Annotated in this window: 18 protein-coding genes; 12 read left to right on the top strand and 6 right to left on the bottom strand. The window is 71.5% G+C overall.

The genetic code is table 11. The features are described 5' to 3' along the window. Nucleotides 1-115: 115 nt before the first annotated feature. From FM076_RS29555 to FM076_RS29545, 3 genes are read right to left on the bottom strand one after another with little or no spacing between them, the layout of a single operon-like run. Nucleotides 116-925 carry an SAM-dependent methyltransferase gene (locus tag FM076_RS29555; RefSeq protein ID WP_173873910.1) on the bottom strand — a complete coding sequence of 270 codons (810 nt, stop codon included), beginning with the start codon at nucleotides 923-925 and terminating at the stop codon, nucleotides 116-118. A 54-nt stretch (nucleotides 926-979) separates the two neighbouring features. Next, nucleotides 980-1,216, bottom strand: coding sequence for a DUF397 domain-containing protein (locus FM076_RS29550; protein WP_173873909.1), 237 nt, complete (start codon nucleotides 1,214-1,216; stop codon nucleotides 980-982). Nucleotides 1,217-1,219: 3 nt separating this feature from the next. After that, complete coding sequence (locus FM076_RS29545) at nucleotides 1,220-2,092, bottom strand: Scr1 family TA system antitoxin-like transcriptional regulator (RefSeq protein ID WP_173873908.1); 873 nt, start codon at nucleotides 2,090-2,092, stop codon at nucleotides 1,220-1,222. Nucleotides 2,093-2,230: 138 nt separating this feature from the next. Between FM076_RS29545 and FM076_RS29540 the strand changes: the two genes are divergently transcribed. From FM076_RS29540 to FM076_RS29520, 5 genes are all read left to right on the top strand, one after another. Then, entirely contained in the window at nucleotides 2,231-2,728 is a 498-nt protein-coding gene (locus tag FM076_RS29540) for an ATP-binding protein (RefSeq protein WP_173873907.1), read from the top strand. 172 nt (nucleotides 2,729-2,900) lie between these two features. Then, entirely contained in the window at nucleotides 2,901-3,683 is a 783-nt protein-coding gene (locus FM076_RS29535) for a transporter substrate-binding domain-containing protein (protein ID WP_173875093.1), read from the top strand. After that, a complete protein-coding gene (locus FM076_RS29530; RefSeq protein WP_173873906.1) occupies nucleotides 3,680-4,459 on the top strand; it encodes an ABC transporter permease subunit in 780 nt (259 codons plus the stop codon). The genes FM076_RS29535 and FM076_RS29530 overlap by 4 nt, the downstream gene beginning before the upstream one ends. Before the next feature lie 5 nt (nucleotides 4,460-4,464). Continuing rightward, nucleotides 4,465-5,334, top strand: coding sequence for an amino acid ABC transporter ATP-binding protein (locus tag FM076_RS29525; RefSeq protein ID WP_243274669.1), 870 nt, complete (start codon nucleotides 4,465-4,467; stop codon nucleotides 5,332-5,334). 174 nt (nucleotides 5,335-5,508) lie between these two features. After that, nucleotides 5,509-6,549, top strand: coding sequence for a sigma-70 family RNA polymerase sigma factor (locus tag FM076_RS29520; protein WP_173873905.1), 1,041 nt, complete (start codon nucleotides 5,509-5,511; stop codon nucleotides 6,547-6,549). A gap of 109 nt (nucleotides 6,550-6,658) precedes the next feature. Here FM076_RS29520 and xylA read toward each other — a convergent pair whose 3' ends face one another. Continuing rightward, nucleotides 6,659-7,825 carry a xylose isomerase gene (gene xylA / locus FM076_RS29515; protein WP_173873904.1) on the bottom strand — a complete coding sequence of 389 codons (1,167 nt, stop codon included), beginning with the start codon at nucleotides 7,823-7,825 and terminating at the stop codon, nucleotides 6,659-6,661. A 254-nt stretch (nucleotides 7,826-8,079) separates the two neighbouring features. Between xylA and xylB the strand changes: the two genes are divergently transcribed. The 6 genes from xylB (at nucleotide 8,080) to FM076_RS29485 (ending at nucleotide 15,943) form a co-directional block, all read left to right on the top strand. Next, nucleotides 8,080-9,522 (top strand): xylulokinase, encoded by a 1,443-nt coding sequence (gene xylB, locus FM076_RS29510; protein WP_173873903.1) that lies wholly within the window; start codon nucleotides 8,080-8,082, stop codon nucleotides 9,520-9,522. Between the two features lie 125 nt (nucleotides 9,523-9,647). Then, on the top strand, nucleotides 9,648-11,033 hold the full coding sequence (locus FM076_RS29505; RefSeq protein ID WP_173873902.1) for an ROK family transcriptional regulator: 1,386 nt from the start codon (nucleotides 9,648-9,650) through the stop codon (nucleotides 11,031-11,033). A gap of 255 nt (nucleotides 11,034-11,288) precedes the next feature. Beyond that, nucleotides 11,289-11,945 (top strand): N-acetylmuramoyl-L-alanine amidase, encoded by a 657-nt coding sequence (locus tag FM076_RS29500; RefSeq protein WP_173873901.1) that lies wholly within the window; start codon nucleotides 11,289-11,291, stop codon nucleotides 11,943-11,945. A gap of 779 nt (nucleotides 11,946-12,724) precedes the next feature. Continuing rightward, nucleotides 12,725-13,198 (top strand): hypothetical protein, encoded by a 474-nt coding sequence (locus FM076_RS29495; RefSeq protein ID WP_173867899.1) that lies wholly within the window; start codon nucleotides 12,725-12,727, stop codon nucleotides 13,196-13,198. Nucleotides 13,199-13,408: 210 nt separating this feature from the next. Then, nucleotides 13,409-14,173, top strand: a complete 765-nt coding sequence (locus tag FM076_RS29490) for a DUF4239 domain-containing protein (RefSeq protein WP_173873900.1) — start codon at nucleotides 13,409-13,411, stop codon at nucleotides 14,171-14,173. A 312-nt stretch (nucleotides 14,174-14,485) separates the two neighbouring features. Further along, nucleotides 14,486-15,943 (top strand): acyl-CoA synthetase, encoded by a 1,458-nt coding sequence (locus FM076_RS29485; protein WP_345945314.1) that lies wholly within the window; start codon nucleotides 14,486-14,488, stop codon nucleotides 15,941-15,943. A 25-nt stretch (nucleotides 15,944-15,968) separates the two neighbouring features. Here FM076_RS29485 and FM076_RS29480 read toward each other — a convergent pair whose 3' ends face one another. After that, a complete protein-coding gene (locus FM076_RS29480; protein WP_173873898.1) occupies nucleotides 15,969-17,033 on the bottom strand; it encodes an MsnO8 family LLM class oxidoreductase in 1,065 nt (354 codons plus the stop codon). Nucleotides 17,034-17,144: 111 nt separating this feature from the next. Beyond that, entirely contained in the window at nucleotides 17,145-17,822 is a 678-nt protein-coding gene (locus FM076_RS29475) for a response regulator transcription factor (protein ID WP_173873897.1), read from the bottom strand. A 181-nt stretch (nucleotides 17,823-18,003) separates the two neighbouring features. Between FM076_RS29475 and FM076_RS29470 the strand changes: the two genes are divergently transcribed. Further along, nucleotides 18,004-19,455: a lipase maturation factor family protein gene (locus FM076_RS29470; RefSeq protein ID WP_428815096.1), complete on the top strand. Its 1,452-nt coding sequence runs from the start codon at nucleotides 18,004-18,006 to the stop codon at nucleotides 19,453-19,455. The last annotated feature ends 80 nt before the right edge of the window (nucleotides 19,456-19,535 follow it).

The raw sequence follows: 19,535 nt of genomic DNA, 5'->3' as shown, positions 1-19,535 counted from the left end.
AAGGTGCCCCGGCCGACGCCAGGGCAGCTGATGTACTGCGGGCCGGGGCGACCCGGCCCGCACAGGAAGGCTCAAGGCCGGCGAGGACAGAGCCTCCGATGGCCCGGGGAACGCCTCATTTGACGCCGACGCCGCCGTAGCCCATGTGACGGGTGAGTTCCTCGCCACCGGGCACGGGCCCGTCGGGCCGCCACAGGGGGAGCTGCACCAGGCCGGGTTCCAGCAGGTCGAACCCCTCGAAGAAGACCGCGATCTCCTCGCCGGTCCGCCACTGGGCGCTGGCGGTCGACTCCTCGTTGTAGACCCGCGCGACCTGGCCGAAGCCCTTGTTGTCGTTGAAGTCCGCGGTGCCGTGGCTGAGGACGAGGTGGCTTCCCTCTGGCAGCCGTTCGGTCAGGGCGCGCACGATACCGACCGCGTCCTCGGCGTCGGTGACGAAGTGCAACACCGCGAGGAGCATCAGGGCGACCGGCTGGTCGAAGTCGATGAGCTCCTGGGTGACCGGGTGGTCGAGGATGCCCTGGGGATCGCGGATGTCTCCGAGCACGAAGCCGGCGTTGCCGGAGTTGATCAGCTTGGCTCCCGCGTAGGCGGCCACGATCGGGTCGTTGTCCACGTAGGCGACGCGGACCTTGGGATCGACGGCACGAGCCACCTCGTGGGTGTTGGGCGAGGTGGGGATGCCGGTGCCGATGTCGATGATCTGGCGGACGCCCCGCTCGACCACCGCCCGCACGGCACGGTGCATGAAGTCGCGGTTGCTGCGGGCCGTGATCCCCACGTCCGGCAGGGTGGCGAGAATCCTGGCCGCAGCGTCCCTGTCGGCCTCGTAGTTGTCCTTTCCTCCCAGGTAGTAGTCGTACATCCGGGCCGGGTGCGGCCTGTTGGTGTCAATCTGTTCCGGGCTGAAGCCGGCCTCCGACACGCTCTTCTCCGTCTCGTCGGTCTGTTCGGTCTGGTGTGCGGTCCGGAGGTGCGGTCAGGCGACCAGGAAGTCGGCCTCGCCCGCCTTGGCTGCTCGGATGAAGCCTGATATGTCGCTCCGGCTGCAGATGAGTGCGGGGCCGTCGGGGTCGGTGGACTGGCGCAGTGCGACACGTCCGTCGGCCAGCTCCAGCGCTTCCACGCAGCTGCCCCCGTTCCCCCCGCTCCAGGGCTTGCGCCAGCCCTCGCTGCCCAGGTGTGCGGCAGGCATCCCGTTGTAGATACGACCCATGGTTCAGATCTCCTTGCGCAGTGCACTCAGGACCGCCCGGGTCCGCGCCAGGGGCACGGCCTGGGCGCTCATCCGGTCCAGCGCCTCGAGGAACATGCTGACGTCGTCGCGCTGGTCGAAGTAGACCGCGCCGACAAGGCTCTCGGCGCAGACCATGTCGGGCAGCTCGTCGAGGGGGAACCGGAAGAGGTGGAAGGGGCCGTACATGGCCGGGTGGGGGCCCGCGCTGAACGGCATGATCTGCAGCGCCACGTTCGGCCGTTCCATGGCCTGGAGCAGGTAGTCGATCTGTTCGCGCATGACATCGGGGCCGCCGAGGGGGCGGCGCAGGACGGTCTCGTCGATGACGGACCACAGCAGCGGCGGGTTCGTCTCCCTGGTGAGCACCGTCTGGCGTTCCATGCGCAGTGCGACACCGCGTTTGATCTCGCTCTCGGCGGCATGCGGCATACCGGCGCGCAGCACCGCCCTGGCATAGCTCTCGGTCTGCAGCAGCCCGGGAACGTAATGCGGCTCGTAGGAGCGGATGACCTCCGACTCGCTCTCCAGGCTCACGAAGACGCTGAACCACTCGGGCAGCACGTCGCGGTAGCGGTGCCACCAGCCGGGCTGGTTCGCCTCGCGCGCGAGCGAGACGAAGCCGTCGATCTCCCCCTGTTCGGTCACCCCGTAGGTGCGCAGGAGCTTCTCCACGTAGGGGACTTTCAGACCGACCTCGGCCTTCTCCATCCGGCGGATGGTGGCATGGGTGACGTCGAGGGCCCTTGCCGCCTGCTCGAACGTCACTCCGGCACTCTCCCGCAGGTGCTGAAGCCTCTTGCCCAGCACCACGCGCAGCACGGTGGGCGCTCCGCCACCCGTCCGCGAGTCCGCCACAGTCGCTCCCCTCCAACTGACATCGACAGAGGGAAGTTTGGCACGGGGCATCCCACGTGCACACCCTGTCAATCGTACTTCTGCAATTTACAGATTGATCCTTGCCATACGCGAGTGGCGAACCGCATAGTGGAGCCTGTGGCTGCCCCCCATGACGCCCTGCCTTTAGAACACCGGCCTGCCGGCGCGCCGAAGACCCGCCCGCTGCGTGACGCGTTCCATCTGCCGGCTCGGAACACCTCTGTCGCCGTCGCCCGCGCGCGTGTGCTGGAGAGACTCCGCGAATGGTATGTGGACGAGGAATCCAGCGCCGACGCACAGCTGTTGATGTCGGAGCTGTTCACCAATGCCGTTCGGCACACGGACAGCGAAAAGGTCAGCTGCGAGCTGTGGGTCATCGGAGTGCGCCTGCGCCTCGAGGTCACCGATGAGGGCGGGGGCGGCTCCGCGATGCGCGTCGACAACCCCGCCTGTGCCCGCCTGGGAGACGACGAGGGCGAAAGCGGGAGGGGCCTCCTGCTGGTGAGCGTGCTCGCCGACGACTGGGGCATACGCAAGGCCCGCACGGGCGGCTCCGACGCGGTGACGGGGCACGCTGTGTGGGCCGAGCTGGAATGCCACAGGACACACAACTGACGGCGGACACCGAAGGACAACCGAGACGGTACGCACCGCTGACAGCGCCTCCCGCCGATGGCAGGATGCACGGCATTTACCGGCCAAGATCGGGCTCCATTGCCGACCTGTCCCTCGTGGAGGCGCTGTGTCCGCACGATCCGCGCGTAAGCGACAGCACGGGATTTCCCGCATCTCTCTGACAGCCGCTCTGGCTGCCGCCGTACTGACCGCGGCCACCGCCTGTTCCAGCACCAAGACCTCCGGTGGCAGCGGTGGCAAGGTGCAGTTGGCCCACTCGGGGAAACTGACCACCTGCACCCACCTTCCCTACATGCCCTTCCAGTTCAAGAAGGGCAAAGAGGTTGTCGGGTTCGACGTGGACCTCGTGGATCTGGTCGCCAAGGACCTCAAGGTCGAGCAGGAGATCGTGGACACGCCCTTCGAGGGCATCCAGTCCGGAGAGGATCTGAACACGGGCAAGTGCGACCTTGCCGCCGCCGGGATGACGATCACGCCGGTGCGGGAGAAGAACCTCGATTTCTCCCATTCCTACTTCGAGGCCACCCAGGCTCTGCTGGTCAAGAAGGGCAAAGGCTACGACTCGCTCGACGACCTCAAGGGCAAGGAGCTGGGCGTCCAGCAGTCGACGACCGGCGAGGAGTACGCCAAGAAGCACGCCAAGGGCGTCAAGACCCGCCAGTACGAGGATCTCGGCCTCCTCCTGACCGCCGTCAAGACCGGCAAGGTGGACGCGGGCATCAACGACAACGGCGTGCTGTACGACTACGCCAAGAAGAACCCGGACACCCGGGTGACCACCGAGTTCGACACCGGAGAGCAGTACGGCATCGGCGTGCGCACCGGCAACGACGCACTGCGCGAACAGATCAACAAGACGCTCAAGAAGGCCAGGGCCGACGGGCGGTACGACCGGATCTACAAGAAGTGGTTCGGCAAGGAGCCGGCGAAGTGAGCCGCACCGGCCGTGCCCGTGCTGTCCGCTCCGCGCAGTACGGCGTTCTGGTCCTCCTGGTCCTCGTCGTCGCGTTCGCGGCGGACTGGGGCGAGCTGCGGCGCGCGTTCTTCGACGTCGAGGTGGCCAAGGAACAGTTCCCGGACGTCGTGACGACGGCGTTGGTCAACACGGTTGTCTACACCGTGCTCGGCTTCACCTTCGGGCTGGCTCTGGGCCTGCTGCTGGCGTTGATGCGGCTGTCGCGGGTACCGCCCTACCGCTGGCTGGCGATCGCCTATATCGAGTTCTTCCGCGGCGTGCCGGCGCTGCTGGTGTTCATCGCTCTGGGCTTCGGCGTCCCGCTGGCCTTCGAGGTCTCCATCGACCAGTACGTGACGGTCATGCTGGCGCTCGGGCTGGTGGGAGCGGCCTACATGGCGGAGACCATCCGGGCGGGCATCCAGGCCGTCCCCAAGGGGCAGACGGAGGCAGCCCGCTCGCTGGGCATGTCGTCCTCCCGCGCCATGGTCTCCATCGTCATCCCGCAGGCGTTCCGCATCGTGCTGCCGCCGCTGGCCAACGAACTCATCCTGCTCACCAAGGACTCCTCTCTCGTCTACCTGCTGGGACTGTCGATGGACCAGTACGAGCTGGCCAAGTTCGGCCGGGACGCGCTCAATCAGCACCACAGCCTCACACCCATCCTGATAGCGGGGCTTTTCTACCTGGTCATCACGCTGCCCCTGGGCCACCTGGTGCGGCGCCTGGAAGCCCGTACGGCGAGGGCGAGGTGAGCGGCATGAGCGGTACGACCGGTGACGGCCCGACCGGTGCGAAGGTGGCCGGGAGGTCTCCCCAGGACGGCACGGCGGCCATCGAGATCGAGGGGCTGCGCAAGTCCTTCGGTGCGCTGGAGGTGCTCCGCGGCATCGACATCACCGTGCGGCGCGGCGAGGTGGTCTGCGTCATCGGCCCGTCGGGGTCGGGGAAGTCCACGCTGCTGCGCTGTGTGAACCTCCTGGAGGAGCCCACCTCGGGCCGGGTGCGGGTCGCCGGGACGGAGGTGACCGACCCGGAGGTGGACATCGACCGGGTACGGCGCCGTATCGGCATGGTCTTCCAGGCGTTCAACCTCTTTCCGCACCTGACCGCGCTGGGGAACCTGACCATCGCGCAGCGCCGCGTCCTGGGACGCGGCAAGGCGGAGGCGGAGGAGGTGGCCCGGCGCAACCTCCGCCGCGTCGGACTGACGGAGAAGGCGGACAGCTACCCCGCGCAGCTGTCCGGCGGGCAGCAGCAGCGGGTGGCGATAGCCCGTGCCCTGTCCATGGGGCCTGAGCTGATGCTGTTCGACGAGCCGACCTCGGCGCTGGACCCTGAGCTGGTCGGCGACGTGCTCGCGGTGATGCGCGCGCTGGCGGACGAGGGGATGACCATGCTGGTGGTCACCCACGAGATGAGCTTCGCCCGGGAGGTCGCCGACCGGGTCATCTTCATGGACGGGGGTGTCGTCGTCGAAGAGGGGCCGCCCGAACGGGTCGTGGTCGATCCGAGTCACGCGCGGACCCGGGCCTTCCTCGCCCGGGTGCTGGATCCGGCCGCGGCGGACGTCCTGGAGGGGTCTCCGGCGCCGGAGTCCCCCTCGGCGCCGCTGGAGGGGCCGCCGTAGGGGCCGGGGTGGCCCCTACGAGGAGTCGTCCTGGGGCCGTCGCGGGGGAATGCCTCCGTCCGCTGCCGTCGAGAGGGCAGGCTGTCAGACCCTCCCTCTACATTCGTAGGTCTCACCGACTTCGCGTGTTCGCCGGCGCCGCCGGGTGGCCGGAGCAGACGAAAGGCAACGACGATGGCAGACAGCCCCCGCACGGCGGACGCTCCCGCGGGCCGGACCCCCGGCACCGCGGAGGAACTGCTGGAGCAGGCGAAGCCGTACCGCAACGAACTGCTGGCGCACTGCTACCGAATGATGGGCTCGGTGCACGACGCCGAGGACCTGGTGCAGGACACCTACCTGAGGGCGTGGCGGTCCGGCGACCGCTTCGAGGGCAGGTCCTCCCTGCGCACCTGGCTGTACCGCATCGCCACCAACGCCTGTCTGACCGCCATCGAGCAGCGGGGCCGGCGCCCGATGCCCTCCGGTCTGGGCGCGCCCAGCGACGACCCGGAACGCCCGGTGACGCAGGCCCCGGAGGTGCCCTGGCTGGAGCCGATCCCGGACGCGATGTTCTCGGGCGCGTCGGCCCCGAGCGATCCGGCTTCGGTCGTGGTGGACCGCTCGTCCATGCGGCTGGCGCTGGTGGCCGCGCTCCAGCACCTCCCCGCCCGGCAGCGCGCCGTCCTGCTGCTGCGTGATGTGCTCAAGTGGCGGGCGGCCGAGGTCGCCGAGCTGCTCGACACGACGACGGCGAGCGTCAACAGCGCGCTGCAACGGGCCCGCGCCCAGTTGGAGCGGGTCGCGCCGGTGGAGGAGGAGCTGGCGGAGCCCACCGATCCGGCCTCACGGGAGCTGCTGGACCGGTACGCGGCGGCGTTCGAGCGCTCGGACGTGACCGCGATCATCGACCTCTTCAAGGAGGACGCCGTCTGGGAGATGCCTCCGTTCGAGCAGTGGTTCCGCGGCCGGGAGGACATCGTGCGCCTCATCGGCGCCCAGTGCCCCATCGGACGCGACGAGGGCCTCATGCTGCCGGCCTCGGCCAACGGCCAGCCGGCGTTCGGCCTGTACAACCTGCGGGAGGACGGCACCTACCGGCCGTTCCACCTCCAGGTGCTCACTCTGCGGGACGGCCAGGTCGCCCACGTCGGCGCGTTCTTCGGGGACGCGCTCTTCGAGAAATTCGGGCTTCCCGTGGTGGTCGGCGCGGAGGAGGCCGCCGCACGGCGCTGAGCCGCGGCCTCCATGGCTGCCGGCGCCGCCGGAACCTCGTGCTCCCTGTGGGAGCCGGAGGGCCCGCTTCCCGTGTGGGCGGGCCCTCCCGGTCGGCCGGAGCAGGGCTTCAGACACCCAGCAGGTGGTCCATGGCCAGCTGATCGAGGTGCTCGAAGGCCATGCCGCGGCCGGCCGCCGCCGCGACGTCGAAGTCCTCGTAGGCGCCGCGGTCGGCCAGCAGCGCGCCGGGGGTCTCACCGGGATCGAGGGTGGGTCGCGCCAGCTCGTCGAGTCGCGAGGCCCGCAGTGCTTCCCGCACGGCCGGGTCGGCACGGAAGGCTGCCGCACGCTCGCGCAGGATGAGGTAGTTGCGCATGCATCCCGCGGCGGAAGCCCATACCCCGTCGGTGTCCTCCGTGCGCGGAGGCTTGAAGTCGAAGTGGCGCGGCCCGTCGTAGTCGCTGCTCTCCAGCAGGTCGACCAGCCAGAAGGCAGCACGCAGGTCACCCGCGCCGAAGCGCAGGTCCTGGTCGTACTTGATGCCGGACTGGCCGTTGAGGTCCAGGTGGAAGAGCTTGCCCGCCCACAGTGCTTGGGCGATCCCGTGCGGGTAGTTGAGCCCCGCCATCTGCTCGTGCCCCACCTCCGGGTTGACGCCGAAGAGTTCGGGGCGCTCCAGGCGTTCGATGAAGGCCAGCGCATGGCCGACGGTCGGCAGCAGGATGTCGCCGCGCGGCTCGTTGGGCTTGGGCTCCAGCGCGAAACGCAGGTCGTAGCCCTGCTCGGTGACGTACTGGGCGAGCAGGTCGAAGGCTTCCTTCATCCGGTCGAGGGCGGCCCTCACGTCCTTGGCGGCCCCGGATTCGGCGCCTTCCCTGCCGCCCCAGGCCACGTAGGTGCGGGCGCCCAGTCCGGCGGCCAGGTCGATGTTCCGCATCGTCTTGCGCAGGGCGAAGCGCCGTACGTCGCGGTCGTTGGCGGTGAAGGCGCCGTCCTTGAAGACGGGGTGGGTGAACAGGTTGGTCGTCGCCATGGGAACCGTCATGCCGGTCGCGTCGAGGGCCTGACGGAACCGCTTGACGTGCGCTTCCCGCTCGCCTTCGGGGGCTCCGAACGGAATGAGGTCGTCGTCGTGGAACGTCACTCCGTACGCCCCCAGCTCGGAGAGGCGGTGCACCGACTCGACGGGGTCGAGGGGGGCCCGGGTGGCGTCGCCGAACGGGTCACGGCCCTGCCAGCCCACCGTCCACAGGCCGAAGCTGAACTTGTCCGCCGGTACGGGCTCGTAGCTCATCTGCTGTCCTCTCCCGCGCGCTGTGCCCCGCCGGTGTCCTCGTGCCTCTCTCAGGGAGCGACTGCCGCTGCCGCGGCCGACCGCGACACCGCCTGGGCGGACGCGTCACCGCTCAGGCGGACGTGTCACTGTCCGGGCAGACGTGTCACCGTCCGGTCGGACGCCTGTAGGAGACCGCGCGGAGCTATTCGTCATGGCCGTTGACAAATTAGTATGCGCGCAGCACCGGCAGCGAGGGAAGGGATCGGCAGCCCATGGCCGCACCGGAAGGGCCGCTCGTCATCGGAGTCGACAGCTCCACGCAGTCCACCAAGGCTCTCGTGGTGGACGCCGCGACGGGCCAGGTGGTCGCCCGGGGACAGGCACCCCACACCGTCTCCCCCGGCGACCGCCGCGAGTCGGACCCCGAGGAGTGGTGGCAGGCGCTCCGTACGGCGGTGGGACAGTGCGGACGGGCCGCCGGTGAGGCCGCCGCCGTCTCCGTCGCCGGACAGCAGCACGGCCTGGTGACGCTGGACGCGGACGGCCGTCCCGTGCGGGAAGCCCTGCTGTGGAACGACGTACGCTCCGCACCGCAGCGCGACCGCCTGGTGGCCGACCTCGGTGGTCCCGAGGCGTGGGCCCGGCGCGTGGGCAGCGTGCCCCCGCCGGCCTTCACCGTCACCAAGTGGGCGTGGCTGCGCGAGAACGAGCCGGAGTCGGCCCGGGCCACGGCCGCGGTCCGGCTGCCGCACGACTTCCTGACCGAGCGGCTGACAGGACGTGCGTGCACGGACCGGGGCGACGCGTCGGGCACCGGTTGGTGGGCCTCTTCGACCGAGTCCTACGACAAGGAGATCCTGCGGCTCGCCGGGCTCGATCCCGCGCTGCTGCCCCCGGTCATGTCGGCGGGCGAGGCCGCGGGCACCGTGCGGGAGGCGGAGGACGGTTTCCTCACCCCGGGAACGCTCGTGGCCACCGGTACCGGTGACAACATGGCGGCGGCACTCGGTCTGGGCCTGCTGCCCGGCCAGCCCGTCGTCAGCCTCGGCACCTCGGGCACGGTGTACGCGGTCTCCACACGCCGCCCAACCGATCCGACCGGGACCGTTGCGGGGTTCGCCGACGCCCGCACGGGATGGCTGCCGCTGGCCTGCACGCTCAACTGCACCCTGGCCGTGGACCGGATGGCCGCGCTGCTCTCCCGTGACCGGGAAGACGTGGAGCCGGGCGGCCGGGTCACCGCGCTGCCCTTCCTGGACGGTGAGCGCACTCCCGACCTCCCTTACGCGACGGGACTGCTGACCGGGCTGCAGCACGCCACCACGGGTGGCCAGGTGCTCCAGGCCGCCTATGACGGCGCCGTGTTCGCGCTCCTGCGGGCGCTCGATCTCGTGCTGGCCGAGACGGGAGAGAGCCCCGGTGACGCACCGCTGCTCCTGATCGGCGGCGGTGCCAAGGGAGTGGCCTGGAGGGAGACCGTGCGACGGCTGTCCGGGCGCGCCGTCCAGGTGCCGCGGGCCCAGGAACTGGTGGCCTTGGGGGCCGCGGCCCAGGCCGCGGGACTGCTGCTCGGTGAGGACCCGTCCGCCGTGGCCCGGCGCTGGCGCACCGCCGACGGTTCCTCGTACGAACCCGTCGAACGGGACGAGGCAGCGCTCGCCCGCCTCTCCGACACGCTCGACGGGGCACGGACGCTGCTGGCCCGACCGCACTGACCCTCCGAGCCGCCACCCCCGTCCCGCACACCGACCGCCCCCGCCGCACCCCACTCGGCGCATACAGGCACCGCAACGACCCGACGGCCGGGACGGCACCTGTTCGCACCGAAGGAGCCCGCTCCATGGCAGGTCACGCGCCCGGTTCGCAAAGGGAGATACGCAAGCGCAACCTGTCCCGCGTGCTGTACGCGATCGCGGAACAGGGGCCGTCTTCCCGGGCGGCCGTCGCCGTGCGGCTGGGTCTGACCCGTGCCGCGGTGTCCACCCTCGTGGACGAACTGCTGCACGCCGGTCTGCTGACCGAGCAGGGCCCCACGCCGCCCGGCGGCGGCCCCGGCCGCCCCGGTACCGCACTGGCGCTGACGGACAGCGGGCCGTGCGGGCTCGGGGCGGAGATCGGCGTGGACCATCTCGCCGTCTGCGCCGTCGACACGCGCGGTCAGGTGCGCGCACGCGTCCGGCTGGAGTCCGACGACCGGACCGGCGCACCGGGTGCGGAAGGGCGAGGCGATACGCCGGATTCCCTCGGACGGGACGGTGGTGCGGTTTCGCAGGGACGGAACGGTGCATCAGATGCCCACCGGCGGAACAGCACCGCGGTTTCCCATGGGCGGAACTGCACCGCGATTACCCACAGGCTGGGCATCTCACCAGGTCAGGTCCTCGCCCGGCTGCGGGCCCTGGTGGACGAGGTGGCCGCGCGGGCCCGCGCGCTCGGGTTGCACCCGGCCGGGCTCGCCGTGGCGGTGCCGGGCCTGGTCGCCCGGGGGACCACCACGGTCGTCCGGGCGCCGAACCTCGGCTGGTACGACATCGACCTCGCCCCCGCTCTCCAGGGCGCGGGGGTGGCGGAGGGGGCGGCGCCCCTGCCGCTGACCGTGGACAACGAGGCGAACCTCGGCGCCCTCGCGGAACTGTGGCTGGACAGCGACCGGGTGCCCCGTGACTTCGTGCACGTCTCCGCCGAGGTCGGCATCGGTGCCGCCGTGGTACTGGAAGGCGAACTCCTGCGCGGGAACCGTGGCTTCGCGGGCGAACTCGGTCATGTGCCGGTGCGTCCGGAGGGCCCGGACTGCGCCTGCGGAGGGAGCGGCTGCCTGGAACAGTACGCGGGTGAGGTGGCCCTGCTGCGCGCCGCCGGGATCGCTCCTGAGAGCCCCAGGCACGCCGCCCTCGCGGCGCTCTCGGAGCAGGCCGCGCACGGAGGCACCGGAGCGAGAGCGGCGCTGGAAGAGGCGGGCACGGCTCTGGGCATCGCGCTGGCCGGGGCGGTCAGTCTGCTCGATCCCGGCGCCCTGGTCCTCGGGGGAGCGCTGGCCCGCTTCGCCCCCTGGCTGCGCCCGGCCCTGGAGAGGGAGCTGACCGAGCGTACGGCCGCTCCCGGGGAGCCGCCCGCGCTGCTGGTCTCCGGACTGGGCGCGGACGGTCCGCTGCTGGGCGCCGCCCATGCCGCCGTCCGCGTGGTACTGGACGATCCGCTGTCCTACGCGGGCACCACCGTGGGATGAGTGCACGTACCCGCACGGCCCGCCCGGCACACCTCGGCCGGGACCGTCCGGCGCCGCCCGGTCTCCGTCCCGCGGGCTCGGGCCGCTCATGCCCTCACCCGGTCACAGGTCGCTCCAATGGCACTCTCCGACGACTCTTGGCAGCCCTTCCGGCGACTGCCATCATCAACGCGCGTCAAGCATCGGCGACGCACGTCAGGTTGTCATGTTCGTGCCCCCATTGACCCCACCCTCTTCCCCCCACTGGGAGACCCGATGGACTCAGCACGCCAGCACACCGTGTCCCCGTCCGCGCGCCCTTCGCTCCCCTCGCGCCGCACTCTGCTGCGCGGCGGCGCGGGCCTCACGCTCGCGGCAGGACTCACAGGCGCCTCCCTCATGGCGGGCAACCCCGCTACGGCGGGCTCCAGAAGACCGCTCGCGGTCGACTACCCCGAGGCGGAGTGGGTACCGGCTTCGCGGTCCAACTACACGGTCGCGGACCGCCCGACGCAGTACCCGATCGACTTCGTGGTCGTCCACGTCACACAGGAGTACTACGACGACACGCTCGCCATCTTCCAGAACCCCGCCAAGGCCGTCTCCTCCCACTACGTCGTACGGTCCGTGGACGGCCACGTCGCCCAGGTCGTGCGCGAGAAGAACGTGGCCTGGCACGCGGGCAACTGGAACTACAACACCCGCAGCGTCGGCATCGAGCACGAGGGCTGGATCGACGATCCCGACACGTGGTTCACGGACGCCATGTACGAGGCATCCGCCGCCCTGACCGCGGACGTCTGCCGCCGCCACGGCATCCCGGTGGACCGTCAGCACATCATCGGCCACAACGAGGTGCCGGGCGCCGATCACACCGACCCCGGGCCGGGTTGGGACTGGGCACGTTACATGGAGTTCGTCAAGGCCCAGTGAGACGGCCGACCGCGCCGGCGGATCCCGGGCCTGTCCCGCAGCCGGGCACTCTCGACACTCGCCTGACCGAGGCCCGCGCCCGCCCGGGATCCGCGCGGGCACCCGCCTGACCCGCCCGAAGCCGAGGGGTCGGCAACGCCCGGACCACGAGACGTGGCGAGCCCGCCAACACCGGCCCGCCGCAACGGTGTTCGCGCGTACACCCGACCGAGTACGCAAACACTTCAGCCCATCGTGTGACTACCGGCCAGAAGGCTTCTGTCCAGGGCACAGGCCCCTCATGCTCGGCATGTGCAGCAACGGGACCGCGAGCGACAACGGGACAGCGGGCAGCCCAGAAGGCGTGCCGGACGGCGGACGCTGACAGCGGCGGCGGCCGTCTGTGCCGCTCTCGGCACGACGGGGGCCGGCGCGGCGCTCGGCATGTCCTCCGCTGCCGTGCCCGCGTCGGACCAGTACGGCTCCTCGTCGCTCGCGGCAGCCGACGCCCCCGCGCGATCAGCTGTGGACGGCGCGGCCTCACTCGCACCCACCGGGTCCGTCGCATCCGACTCGTCGGCCACGTCAGCCGCGACTCCGCGCCGTGCCGGCGAACAGGGACCCAGTCCGGCCGGTGCCGCTCGGCGGCCGGGCTCCGGCGAGGGGGCACATCTGTCCGCGCACGCGGACGGCGCGCATGTGGAGGCCGCGGCCGGCCACCACCACTGCTGCCGGGGTGCCACGCTGGACGTTGCGACCGCGGACGGCGTCATCGTGCACCTCTCCGACGGGCACTGGCCGTGCCCACCCCCTCCTCCGCACCCGACACCGCCCCCCAGCCCCACACCGACTCCCACACCCACGCCGCCGGAACCGACGCCGACGCCGTCCCCGACACCGACGCCTTCAAAGCCCGCTCCCCCGCCGCCTTCACCCTCCGGCTCCGCGCCCGGTCCGTCCATCGCCCCCGCACCGGCGGCACCGGAGCCGGCGCCCGTACGGGACGCGCCGCATCGCCCTCCGCGCCCGGAGCGGCCATCGGCTCGGCCTCCCGCGCAGAAGCCCTCGCCCTCCTCACCGGAGCCTTCGCCCTCACCGTCCCGCAGCCTCCTGGCGGCTCCGCACCAGCCGACGCCCGAGCGGCAACAGCCGGACGGCAGCATGTCGATGGTCACGCGCACGCTGTTGATCGTCGCCCCCGCCGTGCTGGCGGCTGCCGCGCTGCGACCGCGTTCGAGCACTGGGCGGTCGGCGGCGTCCGGAGCATCCGGTGAAGCCCCGGGCACGGGCGGCTGACCCGGCCCCGCCTCGCCCGGACGCGCACCACCCGGCCGTCCATCGTCCACCGTTCATCGGGGCCGGACCGGGTCCGCCGCCGTCCGCGCCGCGCGGCACTGCCGTCCCGCCCGCGTCCCCGCCCCGCTTCCCATCCCTCATCCCATCCCCCATTCCCCATCCGTCTCTCGTGTTCTCTGGAGGCCCCGTTGTCCGAATGGCTCGTGCTGGTCCTCGTTCTGGTCGCCGCCTGTCTGGTGGTCCTCTCCGTGGTCGTTCTCAGACGCCGGCGCTCCGGTGGCGAGGATCCGTCCGAGACGCCGGACGTGATCGAGTACATGACGATGATGATCGGTGTGGTCTACGCCATCGTGCTGGGCCTCGCCATCGCGGGAGTGTGGGAGGCGCGCAACTCCGCGGACGCCGCCGTGACGCAGGAGGCCCAGGCACTGCACGAGGTGAGGGAACGCGTGCAGGTGTACCCCGCCGAGGAGCGGAAGCGGGTGCGTGACGACATCGACGCGTACGTGCGCTACACCGTGAAGACCGAGTGGCCCCACATGGTCGACCACGGCGAACTCACCGACCGGGGCGCGAAGATGCTCGCCCGGGTGCGCGAGGACGTGACGTCATACGAGCCGAAGACCACGCGGCAGGCCCAGTCGTACCAAGCCCTGGTCGATCAGGTAGCCGAGGCCGACACCGCGCGCACGGCGCGTGGGGAGAGCGCGGAGCCGACGATGCCGGGCGTGGTGTGGATCGGACTGTACGCGGGGGCCGTCGTCTCGATCGGCATGCTCTTCGCCCTGCAGATCCAGCGCTCGGGAAGGGAGTTGGTGCTGGCCTGGATCTTCAGCGCGCTGATCGCCTTCCTGCTCTTCCTGGTGTGGCACTTCGACGCGCCCTTCGCCCGGGGCCTGGACGACCCGGTCTCCGCGTTCACCTCCCTGTTCCCGCGCGCCACGGGCTCGTAGGTGTGACAACACGCGCCGTCCCCCGGCCGCTCCTTCGTACTCCCCGGAGGACCGGAAGCGGGCAAGCCGCTGGAATGCGACATTCCAGCGGCTTGCGCGTCTCGGGGCGGCATTCCCGGAGGCAGCGGCGTCTTGAGTGCCGATCCCGGGACGGGCTCCGTCGTTGTCTCCGGCACCGCTCCTCGCGCCTCTCCTCTCCTCTCCTCTCCTTTCCTCTCCTCTCCGCCCCACCCCGCCCCCGCCACCCCCGCCGGCCCGGGGCCGGGTGAGATGCTGGCGGTCCGAGAGGCCGAAGATCACGAAGGAGTCCGGGTGTCCCTGCTCTTCCCCGCCCTGCACAGCGCGTCCTCGCACACGGCTCTGCGCTTCGGTGACCGGGCGCTCAGCTACCGTGAGCTGGCCGCCGCCGCGACCGGTGTGGCCGCCCGGCTGGAGCGCGCGGCCCCGGTGGCGGTCTGGGCGACGCCCAGCCTGGAGACCGCGGTCGGCGTGGTGGCCGGGCTGCTGGCCGGTGTGCCCGTCGTCCCGGTCAACCCGAAGAGCGGCGAGAGCGAGCTGGCGCACATCATCACGGACAGCGCGCCCGGGATGGTGCTGGCCGAGCCCGGCGTGGAGCTTCCGGAGCAGCTGGCGCCGCTGCCGCGCACGGACATCGGCCTGTCCGCCGAACCGGTGCCGGAGGCCGGGCTCCTGCCGACCGAGCCCAATGCGGAAACGGCCGCGCTCATCGTCTACACCTCCGGCACCACCGGCCCGCCCAAGGGCGTGGTGCTCTCCCGCCGCGCCCTGGCCAGCAATCTGGACGCGCTGGAGGAGGCCTGGCAGTGGACGGCGGACGACGTCCTGGTGCACGGCCTGCCGCTGTTCCATGTCCACGGGCTGATCCTGGGCGTGCTCGGTCCGCTGCGCCGCGGCGGCACCCTGCGCCACCTGGGCCGCTTCACCCCGCAGGGTGTGGCACGGGAGCTGGCGAGCGGCGGCACGATGCTGTTCGGGGTGCCGACGATGTACCACCGGCTCGCGGACGCGTGTGCGAGCGACCCCGATCTGGTGCGGGCGCTGGCGGCCGCGCGGCTGCTGGTCTCCGGCTCGGCCGCGCTGCCGCTCCATGACCACGAAAGGATCACGGCGGCCACCGGCCAGCGGGTGATCGAGCGGTACGGGATGACCGAGACCCTGATGAACACCAGCGTGCGCCCTGGGGGAAGCTCCCGGCCGGGCACGGTCGGGGTACCGCTGCGCGACGTGGATATCCGTCTGGTGGACGACGCGGGGCAGCGCGTCCCCGCCGAGGACACCGAGACGGTCGGTGAGCTGCAGGTGCGGGGGCCGAACCTGTTCACCGAGTACCTCAACCGCCCCGACGCCACCACCGAGGCCTTCGACGGGGGCTGGTTCCGTACCGGTGACATGGCCACGTGGGACACCGACGGCTCCGTGCGCCTCGTCGGCCGGAAGGCCACCGACCTGATCAAGAGCGGCGGCTACAAGATCGGCGCGGGGGAGATCGAGAACGTGCTCCTCGGCCATCCGGCGGTCGCCGAGGCGGCCGTGGCCGGCGAGCCCGACGACGACCTCGGAGAGCGCGTCGTCGCGTGGATCGTCCCGGCCTCCGGGCAGCAGCCTCCGACGCAGCAGGAGCTGGCGGAGCTGGTCGCGGCCCGGCTCGCCCCGCACAAGCGCCCCCGCGAGGTGCGGTTCCTGGACGCCATGCCGCGCAACGACATGGGCAAGATCCTGAAGCGGCAGCTGCCGGGCCGGCAGGGATGAGGACCGCGGTCCGCCCGGCACGGCTTCAGGAGGCGGGCGCCGGGGTGGGGCGGTTCTCGGCCGGACCGGTGGCTTCGGCCAGGCGGCGATACGAGTCGAGGCGCTGTGCGGGGTCGTAGGTGTTGAGCGTCAGCAGCACCTCGTCGGCGCCCGTGCGCTCCACGAGCCCCGCCAGCGCCTCGGTCACCTCCGCCGCTGTGCCGCGCAGCTGCGACTGCCGGGCCTCGTCGAAGGCGGCACGCTCCTTCTCGCTCATCGTGCGTCCGAGAACCTGTTCGGGCGGCAGAAGCGGCGTGAAGGTCCCCCTGGTACGGGAGACGGCCGTGGACCAGGCCTCGGGGAGCTGGAGCAGCTCGGCCTCCTCCCGGGTCGCGGCGGCGGCGGCGTTCACCGCGACGACGACGTACGGCGAGCCGGCGGGAGGGACGCCCGTGCCCGGCAGGCCGGTCTCGTGGGCCCCGCGCGGCCGGAAGGCGGCGCGGTAGGTCTCGACGGCCTCACGTGTCCGCCGCTCGTCGCGCGCGGCACCGATGACCAGGGGGAGCCCGTGCGCGGCGGCCACGGACGCGCCGGAGCCGACCGCGAGGACGAACGGCGGTACCCGCAGGCCCTCCGCGGGGCGGGCGTGGACGAGGCCCGTACCGGCGAAGTAGCCGAGCAGTTCCGCGATCTGGTCGCTGAACCCGTCCGCCGCGTCCTTGCCGACCCGCAGCGCCTTGCGTATGCCGTCGGTGAAGCCGACGGAACGCCCGAGGCCCATGTCGATCCGTCCCGGGAACAGCGACTCCAGCACGCCGAACTGCTCCGCGACCACCAGCGGCTGGTGGTTGGGGAGCATCACACCGCCGGTGCCGACCCGGATACGTGACGTGGCGGAGGCCACCGCCGCCGCCAGGACGGTCGGCGCGGACCCCGCGATGCCGGGGACGGCGTGGTGCTCGGAGACCCAGAAGCGGAGGTACCCCAGTTCCTCCGCCTGCTGCGCGAAGCGGACCGTCTCACGCAGCGCCTGGCCGGGGTGCTCACCCTCACGAGTGAGCGACCGGTCGAGGATGGAGAGAGGTACCGGGAACCGACGTGTGGAAGTCACACCTGGTGCAACGTCTCACAGCGCCATGGATTCCCGTGCGGCCGGACGGGCCGACAGGCCGGTGGGCCGCCGAGCCGGTGGGCCAGTGGGTCGCCGGGCCGATGGGCAGTCTCAGTCCTCGCCCGCCCCGGCTTCCTCCAGCAGGCCCGCGTCGTGGACGAGGAGCGCGATCTGGACCCGGTTGTTGAGGTCCAGCTTGGTCAGGATGCGGGAGACGTGCGTCTTGACGGTCGGCACGCTCATGTAGAGCGACGCCCCGATCTCGGCGTTGGTCCGGCCGCGCCCCACGCCGAGAGCGACCTCGCGTTCCCGTTCGCCGAGCACGGCGAGGGCGTCCCGGGCACGGGCGCGGCGGCTGTCGTACCCGGCGGGTGTGACGTGCTGGATGAGCTGCCGGGTGACGGCGGGCGAGAGGACGGGCTCCCCCGACGCCACCTTCCGTACGGCGGAGAGGATCTCGGCCGGGGGCGTGTCCTTCAGCAGGAACCCGGCGGCTCCGGCCCGCAGTGCGCGCAGCACGTGAGCGTCGGCATGGAAGGTGGTCAGCACGACGACCTCGGGTGCCCGCTCGCGCCGGCGGAGGGTCTCGGTGGCGGTGAGGCCGTCCACGGTCGGCATCCGGATGTCCATCAGGACGACGTCCGGGCGGTGCTCGTCGGCCAGCGGCACCACCTGGCCGCCGTCCGCCGCCTCGCCCACGATCGTGATGTCCGGGGTGCCGTCGAGCATCAGCCTGAGCCCGGCGCGTACCAGGGCGTCGTCGTCGACGAGGAGCACACGGATGGTCATGCGCCTACCGTAGCCAGCCCGCCACGCGCCCCTCCGCCGAGCCCGCGGAAACCAGCCGCGGCGGCTCACCCCCCCGGCCACGGCGCTCCCCTCCCCGCCGTGGCACTCATCTGCCCTCCCCTCTCTCCTGCCCTCTGACGGGAGCGTGCGGCGGTGTGCGGACGGGTCGCGGGTGGTACCCATGGCCGCCATGGAGTGGTTCACGCCGTGGTTCTCGGCCCCCGGGTACGAACTGAGCCGACTGGTCCTCCAGCGGGCGCTGGCCGTCGTCTATCTCGTCGCCTTCCTCTCCGCGGCGACGCAGTTCCGTCCGCTGCTCGGCGAGCACGGACTGCTGCCGGCAACCGCCTTCGTGCGGCGCGTGCCGTTCCGTGCCTCCCCGAGCCTCTTCCACTGGCGGTGCGACGACCGGGTCACGGGAGCCTGTGCCTGGGCGGGCGTCGTCCTGTCCGCCGCGGTGGTGGCGGGGGCCGCGGACGCCGTCCCGCTGTGGGCGTCGATGGTGATGTGGGCGCTGCTGTGGTTCCTCTACCTCTCGTTCGTCAACGTGGGGCAGATCTTCTACAGCTTCGGCTGGGAGTCGCTGCTGCTGGAGGCGGGCTTCCTCGCGGTCTTCCTGGGCAACGCGGAGACGAGCCCGCCCGTGCTGACGCTGTGGCTGATGCGCTGGCTGCTGTTCCGGGTGGAGTTCGGCGCGGGACTGATCAAGTGGCGCGGTGACGCTTGCTGGCGCGATCTGACCTGTCTCTACTACCACCACGAGACTCAGCCGATGCCCGGCCCGCTCAGCTGGTTCTTCCACCACCTCCCCAAGCCGCTGCACCGGGTGGAGGTGGCCGCCAACCATGTGGCCCAGCTCATCGTCCCGTTCGGGCTCTTCTTCCCGCAGCCCGTGGCGAGCATCGCGGCGGGACTGATCATCGTGACGCAGCTGTGGCTCGTGCTGTCGGGCAACTTCTCCTGGCTCAACTGGCTGACCATCGTCCTCGCGTTCGCGGCCGTGGACCTCTCGCCGCTCGCCGGCACCCCCGCCCTCGACCCCGCCCCGCTGTGGTTCGGCGTCGTCGTCTGCGCGGCCTGCCTCCTGGTCGCCGTACTGAGCTACTGGCCCGCACGGAACCTGGTCAGCAGGACGCAGCAGATGAACCGCTCGTTCAACTCCCTCCACCTCGTCAACACCTACGGCGCCTTCGGGAGCGTGACCCGCGTGCGCCAGGAGATCGTCCTGGAGGGCACGGACGAGGAACGGCTCACCCCTGAGACTGTGTGGCACGAGTACGAGTTCAAGGGCAAGCCGGGTGACGTGAGGCGGCTGCCGCGCCAGTTCGCGCCCTACCACCTGCGTCTGGACTGGCAGATGTGGTTCGCCGCGCTCTCCCCCGCCTACACCCGCGGCTGGTTCGAACCCCTGCTGGAACGGCTCCTGGTCAACGACCGGGCCACCCTGCGGCTGCTGCGCACCAACCCCTTCCCGCAGCAGCCGCCCACACACGTGCGTGCCCTCCTGTACCGCTACCGCTTCACGACGCGGGAGGAGCGGCGGCGGACGGGCGCCTGGTGGCACCGCACGTTCGTGCGCGAGTACCTGCCGCCAGTCCGCGTCACGGGGCAGTACGGCGGACGCTCCTGGTGAGACCGGGCGCCGCCGATGCCCCGAAGCCCGCCAGGTGACGAACAGCTCCGGCGAACGCCCTGCCGGAACCACTCGTCACG

This window comes from Streptomyces albus subsp. chlorinus, from assembly GCF_013302895.1.
Taxonomy (GTDB): domain Bacteria; phylum Actinomycetota; class Actinomycetes; order Streptomycetales; family Streptomycetaceae; genus Streptomyces; species Streptomyces chlorinus.
This window is presented reverse-complemented; position numbering and strand designations above follow the sequence as displayed.